13 protein-coding genes are annotated in these 20,300 nt (G+C 60.4%); 6 read left to right on the top strand and 7 right to left on the bottom strand.

Annotated features, from left to right (window positions below):
* Positions 1 to 129 precede the first annotated feature (129 nt).
* Positions 130 to 2,292, top strand: coding sequence for a tetratricopeptide repeat protein (locus CA85_RS01760; protein WP_146389567.1), 2,163 nt, complete (start codon positions 130 to 132; stop codon positions 2,290 to 2,292).
* Between the two features lie 59 nt (positions 2,293 to 2,351).
* Here the strand turns inward: CA85_RS01760 and lptE are convergent, their stop codons facing one another.
* Genes lptE through CA85_RS01740 form a run of 4 tightly spaced genes read right to left on the bottom strand, consistent with a single transcriptional unit; the run spans position 2,352 to position 5,428 of the window.
* Positions 2,352 to 2,891, bottom strand: a complete 540-nt coding sequence (gene lptE / locus CA85_RS01755; RefSeq protein WP_146389899.1) for an LPS assembly lipoprotein LptE — start codon at positions 2,889 to 2,891, stop codon at positions 2,352 to 2,354.
* A gap of 47 nt (positions 2,892 to 2,938) precedes the next feature.
* Complete coding sequence (locus CA85_RS01750) at positions 2,939 to 4,174, bottom strand: tetratricopeptide repeat protein (protein ID WP_246112402.1); 1,236 nt, start codon at positions 4,172 to 4,174, stop codon at positions 2,939 to 2,941.
* Between the two features lie 40 nt (positions 4,175 to 4,214).
* On the bottom strand, positions 4,215 to 5,066 hold the full coding sequence (gene recO, locus CA85_RS01745) for a DNA repair protein RecO (RefSeq protein WP_146389566.1): 852 nt from the start codon (positions 5,064 to 5,066) through the stop codon (positions 4,215 to 4,217).
* A complete protein-coding gene (locus CA85_RS01740) occupies positions 5,063 to 5,428 on the bottom strand; it encodes a hypothetical protein (RefSeq protein WP_246112401.1) in 366 nt (121 codons plus the stop codon). Before CA85_RS01740 ends, recO begins: the two co-directional genes overlap by 4 nt.
* A 173-nt stretch (positions 5,429 to 5,601) precedes the next feature.
* On the opposite strand from CA85_RS01740, the gene CA85_RS01735 reads away from it, so the two are divergent.
* From CA85_RS01735 to ruvC, 5 genes are all read left to right on the top strand, one after another.
* Positions 5,602 to 8,643: a COG1361 family protein gene (locus CA85_RS01735; protein ID WP_146389564.1), complete on the top strand. Its 3,042-nt coding sequence runs from the start codon at positions 5,602 to 5,604 to the stop codon at positions 8,641 to 8,643.
* Between the two features lie 686 nt (positions 8,644 to 9,329).
* Positions 9,330 to 10,763, top strand: coding sequence for a sulfatase family protein (locus CA85_RS01730; protein ID WP_146389563.1), 1,434 nt, complete (start codon positions 9,330 to 9,332; stop codon positions 10,761 to 10,763).
* A gap of 191 nt (positions 10,764 to 10,954) precedes the next feature.
* On the top strand, positions 10,955 to 12,481 hold the full coding sequence (locus CA85_RS01725; protein WP_146389562.1) for a DUF58 domain-containing protein: 1,527 nt from the start codon (positions 10,955 to 10,957) through the stop codon (positions 12,479 to 12,481).
* A gap of 215 nt (positions 12,482 to 12,696) precedes the next feature.
* Entirely contained in the window at positions 12,697 to 14,307 is a 1,611-nt protein-coding gene (gene cysS / locus CA85_RS01720; RefSeq protein ID WP_146389561.1) for a cysteine--tRNA ligase, read from the top strand.
* On the top strand, positions 14,289 to 14,816 hold the full coding sequence (ruvC, locus tag CA85_RS01715) for a crossover junction endodeoxyribonuclease RuvC (protein WP_146389560.1): 528 nt from the start codon (positions 14,289 to 14,291) through the stop codon (positions 14,814 to 14,816). Before cysS ends, ruvC begins: the two co-directional genes overlap by 19 nt.
* On the opposite strand, the gene CA85_RS01710 is transcribed toward ruvC, so the two are convergent.
* Genes CA85_RS01710 through CA85_RS01700 form a run of 3 tightly spaced genes read right to left on the bottom strand, consistent with a single transcriptional unit; the run spans position 14,813 to position 20,271 of the window.
* A complete protein-coding gene (locus tag CA85_RS01710) occupies positions 14,813 to 15,574 on the bottom strand; it encodes an SGNH/GDSL hydrolase family protein (protein ID WP_146389559.1) in 762 nt (253 codons plus the stop codon). The genes ruvC and CA85_RS01710 overlap by 4 nt on opposite strands.
* A 45-nt stretch (positions 15,575 to 15,619) precedes the next feature.
* Positions 15,620 to 17,101 (bottom strand): serine/threonine protein kinase, encoded by a 1,482-nt coding sequence (locus CA85_RS01705; protein ID WP_146389558.1) that lies wholly within the window; start codon positions 17,099 to 17,101, stop codon positions 15,620 to 15,622.
* Positions 17,098 to 20,271, bottom strand: a complete 3,174-nt coding sequence (locus CA85_RS01700) for a hypothetical protein (RefSeq protein WP_146389557.1) — start codon at positions 20,269 to 20,271, stop codon at positions 17,098 to 17,100. The genes CA85_RS01705 and CA85_RS01700 overlap by 4 nt, the downstream gene beginning before the upstream one ends.
* Positions 20,272 to 20,300 lie beyond the last annotated feature (29 nt).

The following is a 20,300-nucleotide window of genomic DNA, read 5'->3' as shown; positions in this document are numbered from 1 at the left end:
GCCGGCCCGTCGATCGCGATCGAGCGGCATGAAAGCCTTGCCAGGGAATTCCATCCTGGCTTGGGGGGCTGCCATCATCGTGGTAAGTTGCTTTGGCAAACGATTTCACGTTCTCTCCAAAGTGACCCTATGTCGATCGACACCTACGCCATCTGCCCCTGCGGCAGCGGCAAAAAAATCAAATTCTGCAAGTGCAAGGACTCCGTGCATGAACTCGATCAGGTGAGTACCATGATCGAGGGTGGACAGCTCGTGCCGGCTTTGGATCGGCTGGCCTCGATCCTCGACCAGCATCCCGACGCCGCCTGGGCGTTGGCGATTCGCGGACGCTTGCTAATGGACCTGCGCGAGTATGGCGCCCTGACAGAGAATGCAGAGCGATTTTCACGGCTGCAGCCCGCCAACCCGCTGGCCCTGACGCAGAGCGCCGCAGCGGCAATGTTCTCTCAGGATCTCGGCAGGGCGACCGAGTTGATGCTGGAAGCACTCACCGAGAGCGCCCAGAATGTCGACTCATTCGTACTCGATGTGGCTTCCCTGTTGGCGTACGGTTTGGCGGGCAATGGCATCCTGCTGACCGCGCGAATCTACGCCACCTTGGCGTTCGTGTCCGAAGGCTACGAAGGCGCCAACATGGCCGCCAACGTGCTGCAACAGATCAATCGCGACCCATCGGTCAATCTACTGGCGAAGGTGTTGCCGCAGATGCAGTCACGTCCCGACGACGTTGACTGGGCCGAGCGGTTCGATGAGGCCAGCCTACTGTTGGCCAATAACAAAATTGCGTTGGCAGAGAACAAGCTCGAATCACTGCAGCGTATCGCTCCTTCGCAACCCGCGGTCCTGTCGGGATTGTTGACCTGTGCTCTCTGGCGCGGCGACTACGAGAAACAGATCAGTCTGCTGACGAAGCTTTCCGAGTGCGAGGACTTGTCGGCAGACGAAAGGGCTCGTTACCTGGCAACCTCATTTGTGGTCGGCCCAGACAGCGAACCGATTTCGGTCGAGAAACGCTCGTTGACGGCTGAGGTCGAGTCGCTCGATGAAACCACGTTGTCCCTCTCATCGCACTCGCGTTTCGCCGACCTGCCCCCCGAATTCCTGCAGCAGCTCAAGGGCGAGAGCGAAATTGGACCGCGAGCCGCATTCCAACTGCTCGACCGCGAACCGCCGACTACCGATGGGGTGCCGAGCGATCTCGATCAGGTCCCCGAGTCAATTGGCCTGGTCACCCTCTACGGCCGCGAGACCGATCGCGCTGCCCGAGTGGAAGTTGTCGGTGTGACGGCAGCAAACGAACAGACAGCCCGAGAACAGCTCGGACTCGCCCTGCCCGGACTGCATTTTAACTCCGAGCGGGAAGGCGCTCTGCCGCTGCACTACGAAGCGATGATCCAACCGGGCGGGCTGAAGATTACCGATGCTCAGGCGTTCGATACCCTGCAACAGGACCTTTTCCTGTCGCGATCGGTGGCGAAACTCTCTGAAACCGCCATTCCGCTGCTCAACAATCAATCGCTCAAAGACACCGCCGGGGACGATTCCAGCTGGCTGGCCCGGGCGGCAGTCATCCGCTATCTCGAGGGAGAAGATTCGCTCATTGCACGGGATGAGAGATTTGTCGAGCAACTCTGTGAAATCGGCAACCGCCCGGCCCCCGAAGCGATCCGGCCCGAGGGCGATGATGTCGAAAGCATCCCCTCCTACGACCTCAACCGTATCGATCCCTCGGGCATCGATGCGGAGAACCTCATCTATCTCGTGCAACGAGCCCAACAGGTCTCGGCGACCAAAATTGGACGGCAAGCCTCACGCAAATTGCTACAGATGGACTTGTCCAACCAAGGCGAAATCGCTGGTGCCAAACTGGTCGCATACTCGTACCTGATGCAAGCAGCTACCAGTACCGCCGAGGCCATCGAGAACCTCGAGGCCGCCAAAGAGTATGCCAAAACACAGGCGATCTCGAACGCCTCGTTGTTGCTGGCCGAGGTCCCCTTGCGATTGCGATCCGGAGATAGCGAGAAGTTCCAGGAGTGCGTCCAAACCATCGCTCGAGAGCATGGGCAAGACCCTGAAGTGATGGGGCGATTGCAACAACTTCTCATGCAGTTCGGCCTTATCCGTCCCGATGGATCCCCTGCTCAGGCACCACGCGGGCCGGCCGCGGATTCTGGCGGAGGCGGATTATGGACCCCTGGCGGAGGCGAAGCTCCCGCCGCACCTCCGGCTGGCGGTGGTGCCCAACCATCCGCTGGGTCGAGCAAACTATGGGTTCCTGGGATGGATTGAGTCCAACTCTGGGGCCTCGCGTTCTCGGAAGCCCACGGGCTTCCGAGTTGGGCCTTCACCTACCAGCGGGTCTCCATCTGACTCACAATCCGTCCGGCGAGGTCCTCAATGGCCTGCTGCATCGCCGTGTCGACGGATTGCCCAGCCTCCGGAACGAGACGTTCGTCTTGGGTGAAGATAATCGCTAGATCGTCGGTAGGGATGACGGAGTTATTGAACAGCAGGCGACCCTGACGATCCGACCACGAAGCGCGGACTTGCACTCCTCCGTCGAGCGCACGCGGATAATCCTCATTCGTTTCGCTAAGCACCGTCTTGCTCTCGCTGATCATCTCGCACTTCAGGATCGTGTCCGCTGATGGGTCAGCGGTGACTTTGTACGGCGTCCGCAATTCGATCTCACGAATCAAGGCTTCCGTCAGCTGCAAGCCAATGTTGTGACGCACGGTGGCGTTGCGGACGACGGGCACATGAACGGTCCGAATCCCCGTGGGAAACAACGCCGCGTTTCCTAAGCGATACGGGGCGCACCCGACGACTGCGACGAGCGATATCGCGACGCAGATCGTCAGGCGAATGGATCGACAATCACGCGTCATTTGCAAAGCTCGCAAGCGATCGTTTCGGTTGTAGTGTTCCATGTTGATCACCGCAGCATGGTCTCATCGTCATCGCTTTCGGGTGATTCAAACTTCGTGATCAATGGGGTCGATTTCTGACTATCGGGAAACACTGCCTTCAACCACGTCAGCCGCTCAGGTGGGACGGGAGGCAATCCTGATATCGCTTCGAGCCGCTCCCGCGACTTGTCAGCGAGCGGAGTACTCGGATAATTGTCGAGAATGTTTTGGTAGTACTTCGCCGCAGCGCGGTTCTCGCTTCGCTTCTCACGATACTGAGCGCGTTCGAAGAGATGTTCCGCTCGGCGATAGGCGACTTCGGCCGCGGCACGGGCAATCATGTCCGCCGTCTCCTGTTCCTGCATTTTGTCGGGGAATCTCTGTCGCGTTTGCTCAATCAGTTTCTCAGCTTCTTCGAGCATCAATCCGCTATACCGAGGCCCACCGTAGATCTCGAGCTTGGCTCGGATCCCGAGCAAGTGAGCGATGAAGAAGTGCTCGCTGTCGGGGAACGTATCACGCAAATCCGTCAGGAACTCATTTGCCATTTCATAGTTGCCCTGGCGAATGTACTCAGCGGCGGCGGCCATCGTCGCGTCATCGGCAAGCCGACCGGTGGGATCGTCATAACGGATCTGGTCGAGCACTCGAATCGCATGCCCATCGACGTCGAGACGAGGGCGAGTCGGATCGAAGAGATTGAGCGACCACCAGCTGCCAGCACGGGCCTTCTCGGTATCGATCCAATACTGAGTGATCTCAAACAGTCGCGAGGCCACCCGATCGCTATGGCGATTGCGAGGAAAGTCCTTTTGGAGCTTTTGATAGGCCTCGGCAGCGTCGGGCAACTGATCGGCAAAAAACAGGCTCTCGCCTTGCATAAAAAGGGCGTCTTGGGAAAGCGCGGAGTCCGGCTCCGCTTCGGCTGCGCGATGGAACAGCTTCGCAGCCTTTTCAAACTTTGACTTTTCTTGCCCCTCGCTGTCTCCGTCGCGGGCCGTCGCGGTGGCCTCATGCGCGGCGGTGCGGAATAGCGAGTCAGCCTCTTGGTAGAGTTCGCGCGCCCGGTTCGGGTCAGATTGTTCGCGACCGGTAACGAAGCGTGCAACTCGGTCGGCATTGCGTTTGGACGATTCCCAAACCGATCCCTCGGTCTCTTGGGCGACCAATGAACAGGGAAGGTTGAAAATCGTCGCCGACAAAACGAGAGCCAGCATGAGTGGCCGCCGTGCCGGGATGCGTGTGCGCTTCTGATTGAGCATCAATATTCCATCATGATTGTCAGGGCTTCGGAGTGGCCTGTCAGCTCCGCGAGCGAATCGTCGTCGGTAAGTACGGCTGCATGCGAAGCATTCGCCCCATCAGCGATTGCATGTATCGAGTGACGAAACCACGTAACGCGGGATACGAAGTTTCACCCACCCGTGGCAACAGCGAACTGAGCGGAAAAACACCATCCTGTTCACTTAACGCCACCTGCCGACTCGTATCGTCCGTCTCGCCGAGCGGCTGGAGCAGTTCCTCGAGCGTTTGCACCGCTGAGTGGCTCAGCATCACCAAAGACGCTTGGCGGGGGCGACAGGCTGCACAAACCACACCGCCACCATCGACGGAAAAGGCGACGTTGTGCGATGTTTCTCGCTCGCCGTGCTCGATCTTCATGCCGCAGATGCAGCACGACCGCGTCGTGGGAGCGTGCCCGAGCAGTCGCAGACACTGACAATCGAACGCCAGCACGGTTTCAGCAACAGGCCCCCGACCATCGATTAACGCCAGGGCAGCCAAAGTGAGGTCAAAGATAGCCTCATGTCGCTCCGAATCGTCCAGCCACCACCTTAGCGTCTCGGCAATGTAATAGCCTGCATAGGTACGTCCGAGCGATCTCTCGCCTCCGCGAAAGCGGCGACGGAGCTTTGACTCGGTCAACAGATCAAGAGTATCACCAGACTTGGCGATTAAAGTGATCCGGCATACCGATAGCAGATCCAACGACCCTTCGAACGGGCCCTTGAGGCGTCGGGCGCCCTTGGCCAGTGCCGAAATGCGCCCCCGGTCTCGTGTCAGTAGCGTGACGACGAGGCTCGTTTCACTAAAATCCACCAGACGCAGGACGATTGCTGTCGTGGAATGATGGCGGCTGGTGTCCGTGCTCAAAGATCGTCGTCGTCGAGTGAGCCATCCGAGCCGGACTCTCCCAACGCGCCCAGCGAAGCGAGCAATTCGCTCATCTCAGCAGCCGCATGGGAATCGCCCTGGCGCCGCGCCTCGTCGATCCCATCACGCAAGAGCGTACGGGCCTCACTGATGCGGTTCAAATCCACCAATTGCTGAGCCGCCATGAAGAACGCGGGAACGTAAGGCGTTGCATCTCGGGTCAGTTCCCCAAGTCGCTGCAAACTGTTTGCCGAATCCCCTTCGCTGCGGTACTCCATCGCTAAGGAATATCGCAAAAACGTGTCAGTGGGGTCTTCCTGAAGCATCGCTTCAATTTTTTCGCGCCGGGACATAAATGCCATGTGATCGAGGGAGGGATGGGCTCAAGAGCGACATTTATCGTCACTTTCGGGTGCTCTCACAACCACGATTTCCCGAGAAATCGTCACAAGCCGCAAAATTGACTCAAAATGACTCGGCCGCCTGACCGATACCACGATGGAACCACCCTTTTGTGCCTCCAGGCGAGAATCCAATGACCCGGTACACCCCTTTCTTCCGATTGAATCCGCAGCGGCGTTCGAGCGGTTTCGCAGCACTTTTCGCTGCCGCCGCCGTTTCGAGTTCCTGCGCGCTGACCAGCGGCCAAATGGCTTCTGCTCAGTCTCACGATGGTTCTCAGGAAATCCGGCAGGTCGCCGGCAACGGTTTGTTGGGTGGCCTGTTCGGTCGCGATTCGGACGAGAGTGAAGAACCGTATCGCAAAGCGACGCCGGTACCAAGCGATCGTGAAGTCAACTGGAGCGGCATCCCGTTTCACAATCCGCAGGATGGACAGACGGCGGGCAACTCCAAAGCCCCGATTCGCGACCCTGGAGCTAACTACCGCGCAGCTCGCTCGGCGCCAGCTCCACGTTCGGTACCGAGCCGGACGCGTTCAGCTGTTCCAACGCCGCCACCAATTGCTTCCTCGACGCCTCGCAAGCTGACCGACAGCCGCGACTCGGGAACGAGCACAACGCTCAGCAGCAGTGGCCGCCCCACCCCGCTGTCGGTAACCCAAAGCAGCCGCCGGGCGCCCAGCCTGCAACCCAAAGCCGTTGTCAGACGCCTCGAGAGCAACCCGCCGGTCCCCGCCGCCGCACCATCGCGGAGCGCCGTGGCCGTTGACGTCCGCCCCGTCGAGCTGGTCCCGAAGGTCAGCCGCAAGGTCATCAAGAGCGTCCCCCGATCACCATCCGCCGTCGTTGCGAAACTCGCAGATAAACCTGCCAACGAAGACATCGCCAAGAAAGTCGATGAGTCAGCAGTCCATGGCGGAACGCTAACGGACGACGAGCCAAGCCAGAAAGTTGCCGCTCAATCGGACGCACCTCGTGTTGCTCAGCAGAGCGTCGCCAAGCCGACGCCTGCGGCACCGGCAGCAACGCCGGCGCCAGTCAATGAGGCTTCCACGGCGACCAAAGTGGCCGCTGCCGAGCCCGCCCAGGATCCGACCCCCGCCAAGCAACCTGCAGCGACGCCCGCTGAATCTACTCAGGTCGCCAAGAGCTCGCCCGCTCCGGCACCCACGCCCGCCTCACCAGAAGTCGCCTCACCCGAGGTCGATGCTCAGCCTCAAACCGAGCAAGTAGCCAAGAGCAGCGTAGCGTCGCTAGGAACACCGACCTTGGCTCTGCCTGCGGACGATACAGAAACAAAGTCTGCCAGCGTGCCACGCATGACCACGTTCGGGAACAGCCACGATGGTGATCGAGCATCCAGTTCGCTGACCGCGTCCGCGCAATCCGGAATCGCCTTGCAACCCATTAGCGATCGGCTGCCGGTCGATGGCATGGAGGCTCCAACCACTCCGCAGAACGGACTGCCTGAATCACATCTCGCTGGCTCCAGCGACTCGTTTGCCCCTCGCGCTCAGACCGCCGCAGGGATGACGACACCGAACTATCACCCCACCGGGTATGGCCTCAACGGCATGCCACCGATCAGCGAGACCAACCTGGCGAACAACTCCCGTGGCGAGACGACCGGCCCACGCAGTTCAGCCCCACGCAGTTCGCAGAATCCTCAGTCGGCACCTCATGCCCAGCCTGCAACGACGCCGCAGGTCAATGGTCAATCGAACTCGGCAGTCAACGTGACCGCCAACTCCAATGCCTCAGCGACAGAACTGCCTGGGATCCGAGTGATCACATCGGGACCACGCCAAGTCATGATTCGGCAAACCCATTCCTACGAAATCCGTGTCGAGAATCGCGGATCGATCGATGCGAAGGGCCTGACGGTCCGCGCTCATATTCCCGACTGGGCTGATGTTGTTGGTCAGCAAGCCTCGCACGGTGACGTCGCCGCGGCGACGGAGGAGCAAGTCCGCAACCTGAACTGGAAGATCGATCACCTCAATGCGGGTCAAAGCGAAACCCTGAACGTACGTCTCAAAGCCGCCCGTTCGGGAACCCACGACCTCGATGTGGACTGGACGCTCGCACCCCAGAAACGTGTCGTGCGGGTCACCGTCCAGGAACCTGAACTCGCCCTGACGATCGACGGTCCCGATGAAGTCGTCTTCGGTGAATCGAAGACCTACCAAATCCGCGTTTTGAACGCCGGCGACGGGATCGCGCCCGACGTCGTCTTCACACTCAGCCCGGACTCAAACTCACCTCAGAGCCAACGGATTGGTGACATTCCCGCCGGAAAAGAGGCTCAGTTTGAAGTCGAGCTGACTGCTCAGGATCTAGGCGAATTGAAGATCCACGGAATCGCAGTGGGCGACCTCGAACTCAAAGCGGCCGCTGACAAGACCGTGCGTGTCCTCGCCGCGGAACTCGAAGCTGTCCTGGCCGGCCCGGAAGTGAAGTACCAAGACACCGAAGCGGTGTATCAATTGGAACTCGCTAATCGTGGCAAGACCGCTAGCGAAAACGTCGTCGCGACTCTGCAACTGCCCGTCGGTGTGACCTACCAAGGCGGCATGGAAGGAGCGACCATGATCGACAACCAATTGCGTTGGAAGATCGCGTCCCTGCCCGCTGGTGCTGTTCGCAACTACCAGTTCCATTGCAACATGGACACGACCGGAAAGCATCAGTTCGCTTTCCAGTGCGAAGGCAGTGCCGCGGGCAAGACAAGCGTGAACATCGACACGAATGTCGAAGCGATTGCCGACCTGGTACTCTCGGTTGTCGATCCCACCGCACCGGCACCTGTTGGGGAAGAAGTGGCCTACGAAGTCGTGATTCGCAATCGCGGCAGCAAGCCAGCAATGGATGTGCAAGCGGTTGCCCAATTCAGCAGCGGAATCGAGCCTAAAACGATCAGCGGACTCGCAGGCAAGGTCGTCACGGGACAAGTCCTCGTGGACCCCATCGCCCGGATCGACGCCGGTGAAGAAGTTCGCATGACCATCGTCGCGAAAGCCGAGAGTGGTGGCCATCATCGCTTCCGAACCGAAGTCCGCAGCGGTGACACGGTGCTCGTCGCCGAGGAGGCGACTCACTACCTCGCTCCCAAGACCCAGCGGATCACACGCCGCAGCGGTCCCCAAGCGGAGCAGGCCGACCAGCCAGTGCGTTGAATCGGTGGGACATAGTCGACCGACGGCTCCGCCCGTCGCGAGCTCAAGCACTCTCTCCCAGCTCAAACAACCGGAGTCGTTTGCTACATAGTCGACCGACGGCTCCGCCCGTCGCGAGCCCAAGCACTCTCTCCCAGCCCAAACAACCGGAGTCGTTTGGCGACATAGTCGACCGACGGCTCCGCCCGTCGCGAGCCCAAGCACTCTCTCCCAGCTCAAACAACCGGAGTCGTTTGGCGACATAGTCGACCGACGGCTCCGCCCGTCGCGAGCCCAAGCACTCTCTCCCAGCTCAAACAGCCGGAGTCGTTTGCGACATAGTCGACCGACGGCTCCGCCCGTCGCGAGCCCAAGCACTCTCTCCCAGCTCAAACAGCCGGAGTCGTTTGCGACATAGTCGACCGACGGCTCCGCCCGTCGCGAGCTCAAGCACTCCCTCCCAGCTCAAACAACCGGAGTCGTTTGCGACATAGTCGACCGACGGCTCCGCCCGTCGCGAGCCCGAGCACTCCCGCCCAAGCTCAAACAATCGGAGTCGTTTGGCGACATAGTCGCAGCCATCAATCCAAACAGCCCACTTCCTCTCGCTGGTCGGCATAAAAACCGGTGCAAGCAAGGTGTGCCAGAGACGTGTATGATGGCGGGTCATCGACTCACCCCACCCACCAGCGTCTCCGGAGTACTCAATGCGACTCGCAGCAACCCTGCTATGCCTCACGGTTTGTTTGAACTCGACGGCCACAGCCGACGATCGTCCGCCGAACGTGGTGGTCATCTTCATCGATGACATGGGCTACGAAGACATCGGCCCGTTTGGCGCCGAGGGGATTGAGACTCCGCACCTCGACAAGATGGCGGAGAACGGACGTCGGTTCACGGATTTCGTTGTTTCCTCTGCCGTTTGCTCGGCTTCTCGAGCCGCCTTGATGACGGGGTGCTACCATCGGCGCGTCGGGATCTCCGGTGCTTTGGGGCCCCATGCCCGGACCGGTATCAATCCGGACGAAGTCACCTTGGCGGAGCTGTGCAAGCAAAAGGGCTATGCGACAGCGATCTTTGGAAAATGGCACCTCGGCCTCCAAAAGAAGTTCTTGCCACTCCAGCATGGATTCGACGAGTACCTCGGACTGCCCTACAGCAACGACATGTGGCCCTACCATCCCAATGTCATGCATCTTCCGATGAAAGAACGGCTGAAGCGTTGGCCTGATCTACCATTGATCGAGGGCAACGAGATCATCAATCCGAAAGTGACCCCGAAGGACCAGGAACAACTCACCACTGAGTACACCGAACACGCAGTCGATTTCATTCACCGCAACAAAGAGAACCCGTTCTTTTTGTACGTGCCTCACAGCATGGTGCATGTGCCGCTGTACGTCTCGGAGAAGTTCAAAGGCAAGAGTTCACGCGGACTCTTTGGGGATGTGGTGATGGAGGTCGATTGGTCGGTCGGACAGATCAACGCCGCGCTGCAAGAGGAGGGGTTGGACGACAATACCTTGGTCATCTTTACCTCTGACAATGGTCCGTGGCTCAGCTATGGCGATCACGCCGGAACGACGCAGTTGCGAGAGGGCAAAGGGACGATGTTCGAGGGCGGGTACCGCGAGCCGACCCTCATGCAGTGGACTGGAAAGATCCCGGCGGGCACATCCTGCGACCAGCTCGCGTCGACGATCGACATCCTGCCCACTGTGGCTGCATTGATCGGCGCCGACCTCCCCGAGCATCCTATCGACGGCAAGGACATTCGCCCTCTGATCTTTGGCGACCCGGGAGCGAAGTCCCCTCACGAAGCATTTTATTGCTACTACGGTGGTGGGGAACTGCGAGCGATTCGAAATGATCGTTGGAAATTGCACTTCCCTCATTCCTATCGGACTCTCGCGGGCCGGGAGGGTGGCAGCGGTGGTACGCCTTCCCGCTATGAGCAGGCGAAGATCGGTCGCGCTCTTTTCGATCTCGACAACGACGTGAACGAAACCAACAATGTGATCGATGATCATCCCGAAATCGTGGAACTGCTCGAGAAGCACGCCGAGGCGGCCCGCGCCGACCTGGGCGACCGACTGACGAAACGGAAAGGTTCCGGAATCCGCCCGGCGGGCAAAATGTAGTCGGGGCAATCCATTGCCACCGCGATCTCGCTCGAATCGACAACTGCGAGTCAGCGTGAGGATACCAGTGAGTATCGGCGCACTCGCAGCACGGGACTCGGACCGGCGTCGCCGAATTTGACTCAGCTCCGGTCAGAGCCGCTCAGTGTGTCACGGCTTTTTCACCCGTCTATCACCCCGCCCGCACCGCCATGCTCTCCATCCTGGCCCAATTCGAATCTGCGACGAACCTGGATGGTCAGCTGTCCTGGCTGAGCCAGTTGCCATGGTTGTTGCTGATTTTGTTGAGCCTGCCGTTGGTGATCGCAGCGCTAGCAACACGCGTTTTCCCAACCCGGTTCTGGGCCGGTTCACTCGCGATCCCGATCGCGTGTAGCGTGCTGGTCGTCGTCTCACCCGATTGGCTGGTGATCGTGGCACTCGTCGATGCAATGATTCTCATTGTCTCGGCAGTCGACTACGGATTGCTGTGGCGAGGCAGTGGCGGACGCCGATGCGTGGGCATCGAGGTCGAACGGGAGATTCCACGCACCGGATCGCTCGGCGTCGCAATGGACAGTATTCTCCGGATCCGCAACCGCACCTCGATGCGGTTGATCGGTGAGTTCTGCGACGATTTGCCCGAACACTTCTCAGCCGAACCGAGTTCGCACTCGCTCGATCTGCGAACCGGCATGGAAACGGCAGCGATCGGCCATCTAACCGCTCATCGACGTGGGGCTTTTAAGCTGCAGTGGTGCTACTTGAGGATCAACAGTCCACTGCGACTTTGGCAGCGGCAGATCAGGATCGCCGTCCGCGACCGGGTGAACATCTACCCCGACATGAAACAGCTCGCCGACTATGCGATGCTGGCCCGCACGAATCGGCTCAGCCTGATTGGGGTGCGGCGAACACGCCGGATCGGCCAGGACAGCGACTTCGAGCGGCTCCGCGATTACACACGCGATGATCACTATCGACATATTGATTGGCGCAGCACCGCGAGACGGAACAAACTCACAGTTCGTCAATTTCAAAGTGACCAGAGCCAACGGCTGATCTTCATGCTCGATTGCGGGCGAATGATGACCAATCACCGAGACGGTTACTCGCTGTTGGATCACGCACTCAATTCAGCATTGATGATGGCCTATGTGGCGTTGCAACAAGGCGACGCGGTCGGAATGATCTGTTTCAGCGACCGGGTGCATGCCTACATTCCGCCCCGGGGCGGCGCCAGTCAAATGAATCGATTGCTGCAGGCTGGGTTTGATCAGTTTCCTCGGATGGTGGAGTCACGGTATGACCTCGCATTCCTACACCTCAGTTCACGCTGCAAACGCCGTTCGCTGGTGACGTTGATGACCAACGTGATCGACGAAGTCAACGCAGAGGTGGTTGTGGATTACCTCTCGAATCTAGGCGGGACGCACCTCCCGTTGGCGGTCTTGCTGCGTGATCGTGAGATGTTTGACGCGGCCGACGCGCCTCATCACGCGGCCTCGGTCGCTCGGGCCGCGACGCCCGCAGGCGAGGCCCCACCGCGTGATATCGACACCGTGGATGAGTTCACCATGTACCGCGCCGCAGCGGCGGCGGACATTTTGGTGTGGCGTGAGGAGGTTTTGACGGGCCTGCGGCATCGTGGCGTGCTCGTCGTCGACGCCTTCCCCGATGAACTCACCGCCCCCCTGGTCAATCAGTACCTCGAGGTCAAAGCCAAGCACTTGCTGTGAAGTGCATCTGCTCGCAGGCCGCCGCCCGCTGGCGGAAGGAGACAATTCCCCAGTAAAACGGCCGCTTGGGACCGCTCGGGTGGCGCCCCAGAAGATGGACTCGCCCCGGGATGCCAATCTCGCCTATACTCCCCAGAGGGAGCCTTGTGGCATGTCTGCCATCACCCCTGGAAATTCCTCTGACACCCGTCCCCTCCATTTTCGCTCGTGAATTGATGAGTTCGACCGCCACCTCACCCGTGCCCGCTGACGCCGCTTGCGATTCTCGCCCTTCGATCAGGGTTTACAACACGCTCAGCAAGACGAAAGAGCCTTTCTTGCCGCTCCGCCCGCCACGGGTAGGCATGTATCTGTGTGGCCCAACGGTCTACGCCGAATCGCACATCGGGCATATGGTTGGCCCGGTGATTTTTGACACGATCAAGCGGTTCCTGACGTACTGCGGCTACGACGTCACGTTCGTCGTCAATATCACCGATGTGGATGACAAGCTCATCAACAAGAGTGTCGAACGCGGCATCCCGATGAGTCAGATCGCTGTCGAGATGACAGCGGACTATCTCGCTAACCTAAAAGAACTCGGCGTCAACCAGATCAACCATCTGCCTCGCGCCACCGACCACATGGACCAAATCATTGCGTTCATCGGTTCCCTCGAGGAGAAGGGCTTCGCCTACGCGGTCGAGGGCGATGTCTTTTTCGACGTCACCAAAGACGCCGGTTATGGGCAGTTGTCCAATCGCAGTGTCGATGCCCAACAGGGCGAGGGTGGCGGCGCGGCGGCCAAGAAACGCAACCCAGGCGACTTCGCGTTATGGAAGTCCGCCCGTTCGGGTGAGCCGAGTTGGGAGAGCCCGTGGGGCGATGGCCGACCGGGATGGCACATTGAGTGTTCCGCGATGAGCCACGAGATCCTGGGCGAAACATTCGACATTCACGGCGGCGGGCTCGACCTGATGTTCCCGCACCACGAGAACGAACGGGCCCAAAGCACCTGTTGCCACGATGCACCGATGGTGAAATACTGGATGCACAACGGCCTGATGCGAGCGGGCGAAAAAGGCAAGATCGGCGGCAAGAGCGACCGCGAAGAACCGACGCCCGAAACGGTAGAGGATGCAGCATCGGGAAAAATCAGCCGTAGCAAGGGCGCCGGCGGCTTGGCCGAACTGATCCGCACCCAGACCGGCGAACGCATCCGCTTCTTCCTGCTGCGAACACACTACCGCAGCACCATTATTTACAATGACGAGACGCTCGCCGAAGCCGGCACTTCGCTCGAAGCGTTCTACCGATTCTTCGATCGGTTCGCCGAGATCTCTGATCAGTCGTTCTACGCACTCGAGGCGCCTCGGCGGCGCAGTGAGGGCGACTTCGACCCAGGCCAAGACTCGCTGATCCAAGAAATTCACACCATCCGGACGAAATTCCTCGCCGCGATGGATGACGATTTCAACACGGGGCTCGCCATCAGCGTGCTGTTCGATTCCCTGCGATCGCTCAATCGCTACATCGATGCTGAGAAGCTCAATGCGACCAGTGACCCGGCCTCGCCTGCGGTTGTCCGCTTGGTGCGTGCCACCACCGTGATCGCGGAACTTGCTCGCGTGCTCGGTTTGTTCGTCCGTCCGCCGATCGCTGCGGGTGGCGATGAGTCGGCCAGTGAATTGCTCGATGGCGTCGTGCGTCTGTTGATCGAGCTGCGGAAGGAAGCCCGCGAGCGGAAAGACTATGCAACCGGTGATGCGATTCGTGATCGTCTCTCGGCGCTCGGTGTCGCACTACTGGACAAGAAAGAGGGAACGTCTTGGGAACGCAGCTCGTAGCCGATCGGCCTGACGCCTTTCAGTGCATCCTCGGTATCGACCCCGGCCTAAACACGACAGGGTACGCTGTCGTCAGTCGCGATGGGGGCAATCTGCGTCTGGTCGAGGCGGGCATCGTCCGCAGCCGAGCCCGCGATACGCTGCCAATGCGTTTGAAGGAGCTCAGCGATGGGATTCGCGAAGTCATTGCAGCCCATCCGATCGACGCCATGGCGCTCGAACAGCTTTTTTCACACTATGAACGGCCGCGCACAGCGATTCTGATGGGGCATGCCCGAGGGGTGATCTGTCTCGCCGCCGGGGAGGCGAATCTCGAGATTTGTCACTATGAGCCGACCCGCGTCAAGAAAGTCATGACGGGCAACGGACGAGCCTCAAAATCACAGATGCAGCTCGCGGTGAAGCTGCAGCTCGGACTCGAATCTGTCCCTGAACCCAACGACGTCGCCGATGCCATGGCGATCGCGCTAACCGGGCACTACCTCGCCGGCAATCCGCTGGCGGCTTAGATTCCCGTTGTCTGACGCCAAGTTTGGGCCATCAATGAGTGGCCAGCGAGCGTGGGGTGGACGCCATCGGCTGCCCAGTACTCGGGCGCGGTGACTTTGCTCGCCTCGTCAAACATCTCTTGAAATGGCACCCATTCGAGCGATCGTTCGCTGGCGACTCGGCGAGCGGCTTCACGGCGCTGCGTGAACTCGGGGAACCACTCGTCATTCACCGCTCCGCAACGCAGTACGAAGGGTTCGCAGATGACAATCCTGGTGTCGGGAAGCTTCGACTGTGTTTCCTCCAGAAGGGCTTTAAAACCGGACTCATAGTCAGCCACGGTGCCATCGTATTTTCCGCTGAGTTTGTGCCAGATATCATTGACTCCGATCAGAATACTCAGCACGGCTGGCTTCAGATCGAGGCAATCGGCTTGCCAGCGGGCGGCGAGATCGGGGACTTTGTTGCCGCTGATCCCGCGGTTGTAGACTTTCAGTTGTTCGTCGGCATGGTCCCGTAACAACTCGGTGGCGAGCAGCATCGGATAGCCATTGCCGAGTGCTCGTGCATCGTTGGCGACGTCGCGTGGGCGAGCGCGGCCTGCATCGGTGATCGAGTCACCTTGAAAGAGTATCGTCGCGCCTTGCGGGAGGACCGACTCGGACGAATCGGTGTCGGCCAGCGGTGCGGCTGCCGCATAGGGGCTGGCGGCGACGCCCGCTACAATCGACGCGGCGGTGGCTTGGAACAGGACTCGACGATCGATGGAGTGCGTCATGGATACTCGTTGTAAGAAAGAGGGCAACGGACGAGAGGGCGTCTATCATACATTCAAATAGACTGCGAGTGCGAAACCTGCCGCCCCGCTGATCAAGATCGCGAGGAGAACAGTCAACCATAGTGTGGAGCGTGACACCGAGCCGCGGCGGCGCTCCGTCGGTGGCGGAGGAATTGGCGGCGCGGAGCGGTTGGGGAAATGAAGGTCAAGGTTGCCGCTCTGGTCGGGCAACGGCGGTGGCGGATCACTCGTGATGCTCGACAGGCCGCCCGATGAAACCGGCGGTTCGTCGAGGATCACTTCGGAATTGCTCACGCCAACTCCTCCCGAATCCAGCGACGCTGTCTTCCACGAAAGATCGTCTCCATCGCCATCTGCTTGCATTCCAAATGCGCTCGGTCGCTGGGTCCGAGCGGGTTCCTCACGCAGCTCGATGCCTCGTTCGGCGAGCCATGATTCGCCTTCATCGGGATGCATCGATGCCCAGGGGCTGAGCCGACGGACGACTTCGTTGGCCGATTCAATTCGCTGATCGACGTCCTTCTCCATCATGTCGGCAATGATCTCGACAAATTCGTCGGATAGCTCAGGGGCAAAGCGACGGGGATCCCAGGGTGCCTGGGTGAGGTGACGTTTGCACTTGCTTCGCGAATCGCCACCGGGGAAGGGCACCTTGCCCGTGATGGCATAGTACAAAGTGCAGCCCAGCGAATAGACATCGCATTGTGGTCCCACCGCATCGGGAGTCCGGATTTGCTCGGGTGAAAGATAGTCGGCCGTGCCTACCACCTTGCCCGCTCTCGGATCGTCATCGGGCGTAGAGATCAACGCCGCCAAACCGACGTCGGCGACCTTGGCGTGCCCTTGGGGCGTGACGAGAATATTGGCGGGCTTGATATCACGGTGAATCAGCCCCGATTCGTGAGCGTAGGCCAGGCCCGCGGCAGCCTGGGCCACGATCGACGCCGCCTGCTGAACGGACAACCGCCCACTCTCCTTAACGAGGCGACGCAGGTCCGTGCCGGGGACGTACTCGGTAACCAAGAAGTGCACGCTGCCCTCCCGTCCGGCATCAAAGGCGCGGACGAGATAGGGACAATCCAACGACGCCTGCAAGCGAATCTCGCGGTGGAAACTCTCGCGGGCTAACTCATCCGACTTGTCGAGCGGCAGGACCTTGATCGCACAGCGGCGGCCCATGATCTCGTGGACGCCCCCGAAAACCTGCCCCATCCCACCCTTGCCGATAAACTCGGTGACGAGGTACGGCCCGAGTGTGAGCTTGGTACGCCCTGCCCGTAGCTGGGTAGCCTGATACGGGGTGATGACATCGTCACGGACCAAGATCGCAGCGATATCGTCACAGAGCGTCTTCCGCTCCGCATCAGACTCGACCTTGGCCGTGCCCGTCTTCTTGCGATCTTGCTTGACCTCCCTGACAGCGGCGCGCCACTGCGACTCGCTGACGAGTTCGCTCAACAATGCCGCTTCACGGAAGACTAAATCGGCCGGTAGCGGTGGACTCATGTAGGCTCGCCCAGTGGGAATAGGACGATCAGATGAACGATTCCATGGCTGCGCTGCGACCAACTGATCCGGTCTCCCTGCGCAGAGATCGATTCAGGGTTTGAAATCTCCGTGAGCCTTGACAGGGATAGCACGCCGGGCGACGGATTGCTCTCAAGAGGTCGTGATAGCGGCGATATCTCGTAGGCCGAATGCACGTCGCGGCAAAAACGCAGGCTCGCAGAGACGCTCCGGCCAGCGGTCTGAATCACACGGAGATGGATCGCCATGCAGTCCGGTTGATCATCGTCGCGTGTTGCCCTGCCGACACTGACGACCTGCACCTCGAGAGAGGCCGGTGAGGGATGGATCAGCCAGCCTCGTTGCGGCGTTGCGGCGGCCGCAGATGTTCCTGACATCTTGACGGGGACCGAGCAGAGTTGATCGCCTTGCGCGAACGATTTTGCCGAGCCAACCGGTTGGCGGATGTCAAATCCGAGGCAATACGATTGCCAGCTCGACCAACCGTCCGATCCAAGCGATTCGGCCGCGACAATCGTGTCGAAGAACCGATCTCCAGGACGACGATGGACGGAGGCGCCCGGACAGGCAATGAGGGTGCTGCGAGTTTCTTCGTCGATGACGAATCCGAGCGATGAGGAAAACGACCGGGCGCTCGTCCGGGCGAGCTTCTCACGCGAAATGGATCGGACTACCGGTGACGACTCCGCCATCGCCATCCGGAGAACTGGGCTGGATCTCCAGGCCTCGGCGACCTGGGTCTCAGCGTCGGAGGCCGCGTCGACACGGATTCGGTAGAGCAGCCGCCGGCTACCGCGTTGAAGCGAATACTGAACCTGCCACTTGGTCGGTTTCGCAGCGCCCGAACCAGTGAGTTCGGCCTCGCCAGGAGGAGTGTCCGGGTTCGGCTGGAACTCACCGGTCAGCTCTAGCACGGCTCGATGCTGCGTGTTCTCGATCGTCTCAAACCGCGTACACACTGTCAGCCACGGGGTTGCCGTCGCGTCCGTTTTGCTCTCGGCGCTGATCGATGATTGCGGAGAAAGCATCAGCCGCAGCGAAAAACGGTTGCCTCGGCCGGGGCCACTGTGGACGGCATCAACCCCACCATGAACCCGGTCAATGGTGACCTCCATGAACTCGTTGCTGAATTGATTGTCATCGAGCATTTTGCCGGGACCGCCTGAAAACCAACGCATCGCCTTTTGCAGTGGTGAAAGCGCATTGGCATCGCTGCCGGCTTGCTTCGTTGCCGCCGTTCCCACCAATGCGAACCCCCAAGCGGGCACATCGGCGATCACTCGGGTGACGGCATCGGCGGTTTCCGCATGGAAAATAGAGCCGCTTTTCGCAGTCACTTTGCCTGCGATGGGCAACCCCAGGCGGGCCGCCGGATGGGTCGGGTGCAGCAAGAGCACGTTCGCTGCGGCAGCGTTCGAGCCGATCGCGGCGGTATCGACAGCGTAGCCGAGCGACGCGGCAATCCGCTGTGGCAAACCGGCTGCGTCGTCTGCAATCTCCGGTGAAGTGGCTGGATCCGAAGCCGGCGGCAGAAATTGGGCGGGGTCCAGCAGGGCGGCGAAGCCGCGCAGATTGGCATCACGCTGCGTTTGCAAGTCGATCGCCGACTGCGTGCGACGTTCGTAGAGATCACCGACCGTCTGCATCGCAGCGGGAGTCGCTCCTGGCGCGGTACCATGGTGAAACGGTCGCTCCCCATCGGTGAAGTAATCATCGATCCGCCAGAACTTGCCGAGACACAACGACCAGGAGGCTGCTCGCCGCACATCATGGAAGCTGTCGCAGCCGCCACCGGGCCAGTGAACAAGTAGGGCCGTGGCGATCTCGCCGCGATCGATGGCCTCGCCCAGCTGCGCGGCCAGGTTGAGGAAGGCTGTCTCGTCGTCGGCATCGATCGGCTTGGCCGTTAACGCCTCGATCTCGTAGTCACCTTCGCCGAGCAAAACTTTGGATTCATCGTCGAAGCCTCGACCGCCGAGAAAGTCCAGCGGGACGATACCGTCAAAACCCGCTGCGGCGATCGACGAGATCCATTCGCCAGCGACACCCCCGCCAAGTCGAGCGTAGACCGTCAATGGCGCCGAGCCGCTTTCCCGTACGGTTCGGATCGCCTCGGCAAGACGCTCTTCGCCTGTCGCGATGGAGTGGGCGTCCATGGAAAAGTCACTCGCAGGCCCACCGCCACACCAACCCACGGCGTCCGGCTGCGGATCGCCCGCTTCCTGGCTGAGTTCCTGCTCGGAACGCTTTAAAGAGGCCCGGAATTGTTCGCGACGATCCGCGTCGCCCTGGAGAATCGCTGTGGCAACGGATTCGTCGACCAAGATATTCTCGGGGGTCGCCAATCCGGTTTGCCTCGCCGCCCGGACTTCTGCTGGATCGGAGGACGTGGGCCGGGTCCGAGCGTCGAGCCATCGCTGGAGCGTGCCGGGGGTCAACAGCGTTAAGTCAATGATCGCGGGATCGGATGAAAAATAGTGATCGCGCTCCTCCGCCAAGGCATCGAAACAATCATGCAGCGCATCGGTGGCCGCCGTGATCTCGCCAGCGAGGAAGTGATCCGCGGCGGCAACGAGCCGCGACTCAAAATAGATTTGATCGAGATTGCTCGTGTAACGCAGGCGGCGGGTGAGAATCTGTGTCTGCCACCACATATAACCGAGTGCGAAGAAGTCCTGCACATCAAGGCTACCCTCGGCCGCACCATCTCTCGCCCCGGACAGCTCTGGCACTACCGCGGCCAATTTCTCCAGTGCGTCCGGTCGGCTCGAGACTCGCACTCGCACCTCGCACGCCGATTCATACCCAGGGTCCTCTGGGGGCAACAGTTCTTCGCGGGAGACAGCATCGCGGTCGACACTGTCACGAAGGTCCCCCGTCAGGGTCGAGATACAGACCTCGGGAATGATCAGCAATCGCCGTAGCGTCTGGGCCGTCGACGCGTTGTCCGCTGTCGATTTTCCGGTCTCGGCCGATGCAGCGGATTCCGCCGGCTCACCGCTCTCGGCCGGATCGGCGGTCTCGGCGTTGGCAGGGTCGGCAACCGGGACGCGGATCGGAGGCGGTGACTCGTCGCTGCGATGCCAGCTCGGTGTCCGCCGCGTCGCCGCGAGCAGACAGGGGTGCCAGGCAACCGTGAGGCCGCCCAAAAGGCTTTGCGCACCGGCAGAATCGAGTC

Source organism: Allorhodopirellula solitaria (assembly GCF_007859855.1).
GTDB lineage: Bacteria > Planctomycetota > Planctomycetia > Pirellulales > Pirellulaceae > Rhodopirellula > Rhodopirellula solitaria.
This window is presented reverse-complemented; position numbering and strand designations above follow the sequence as displayed.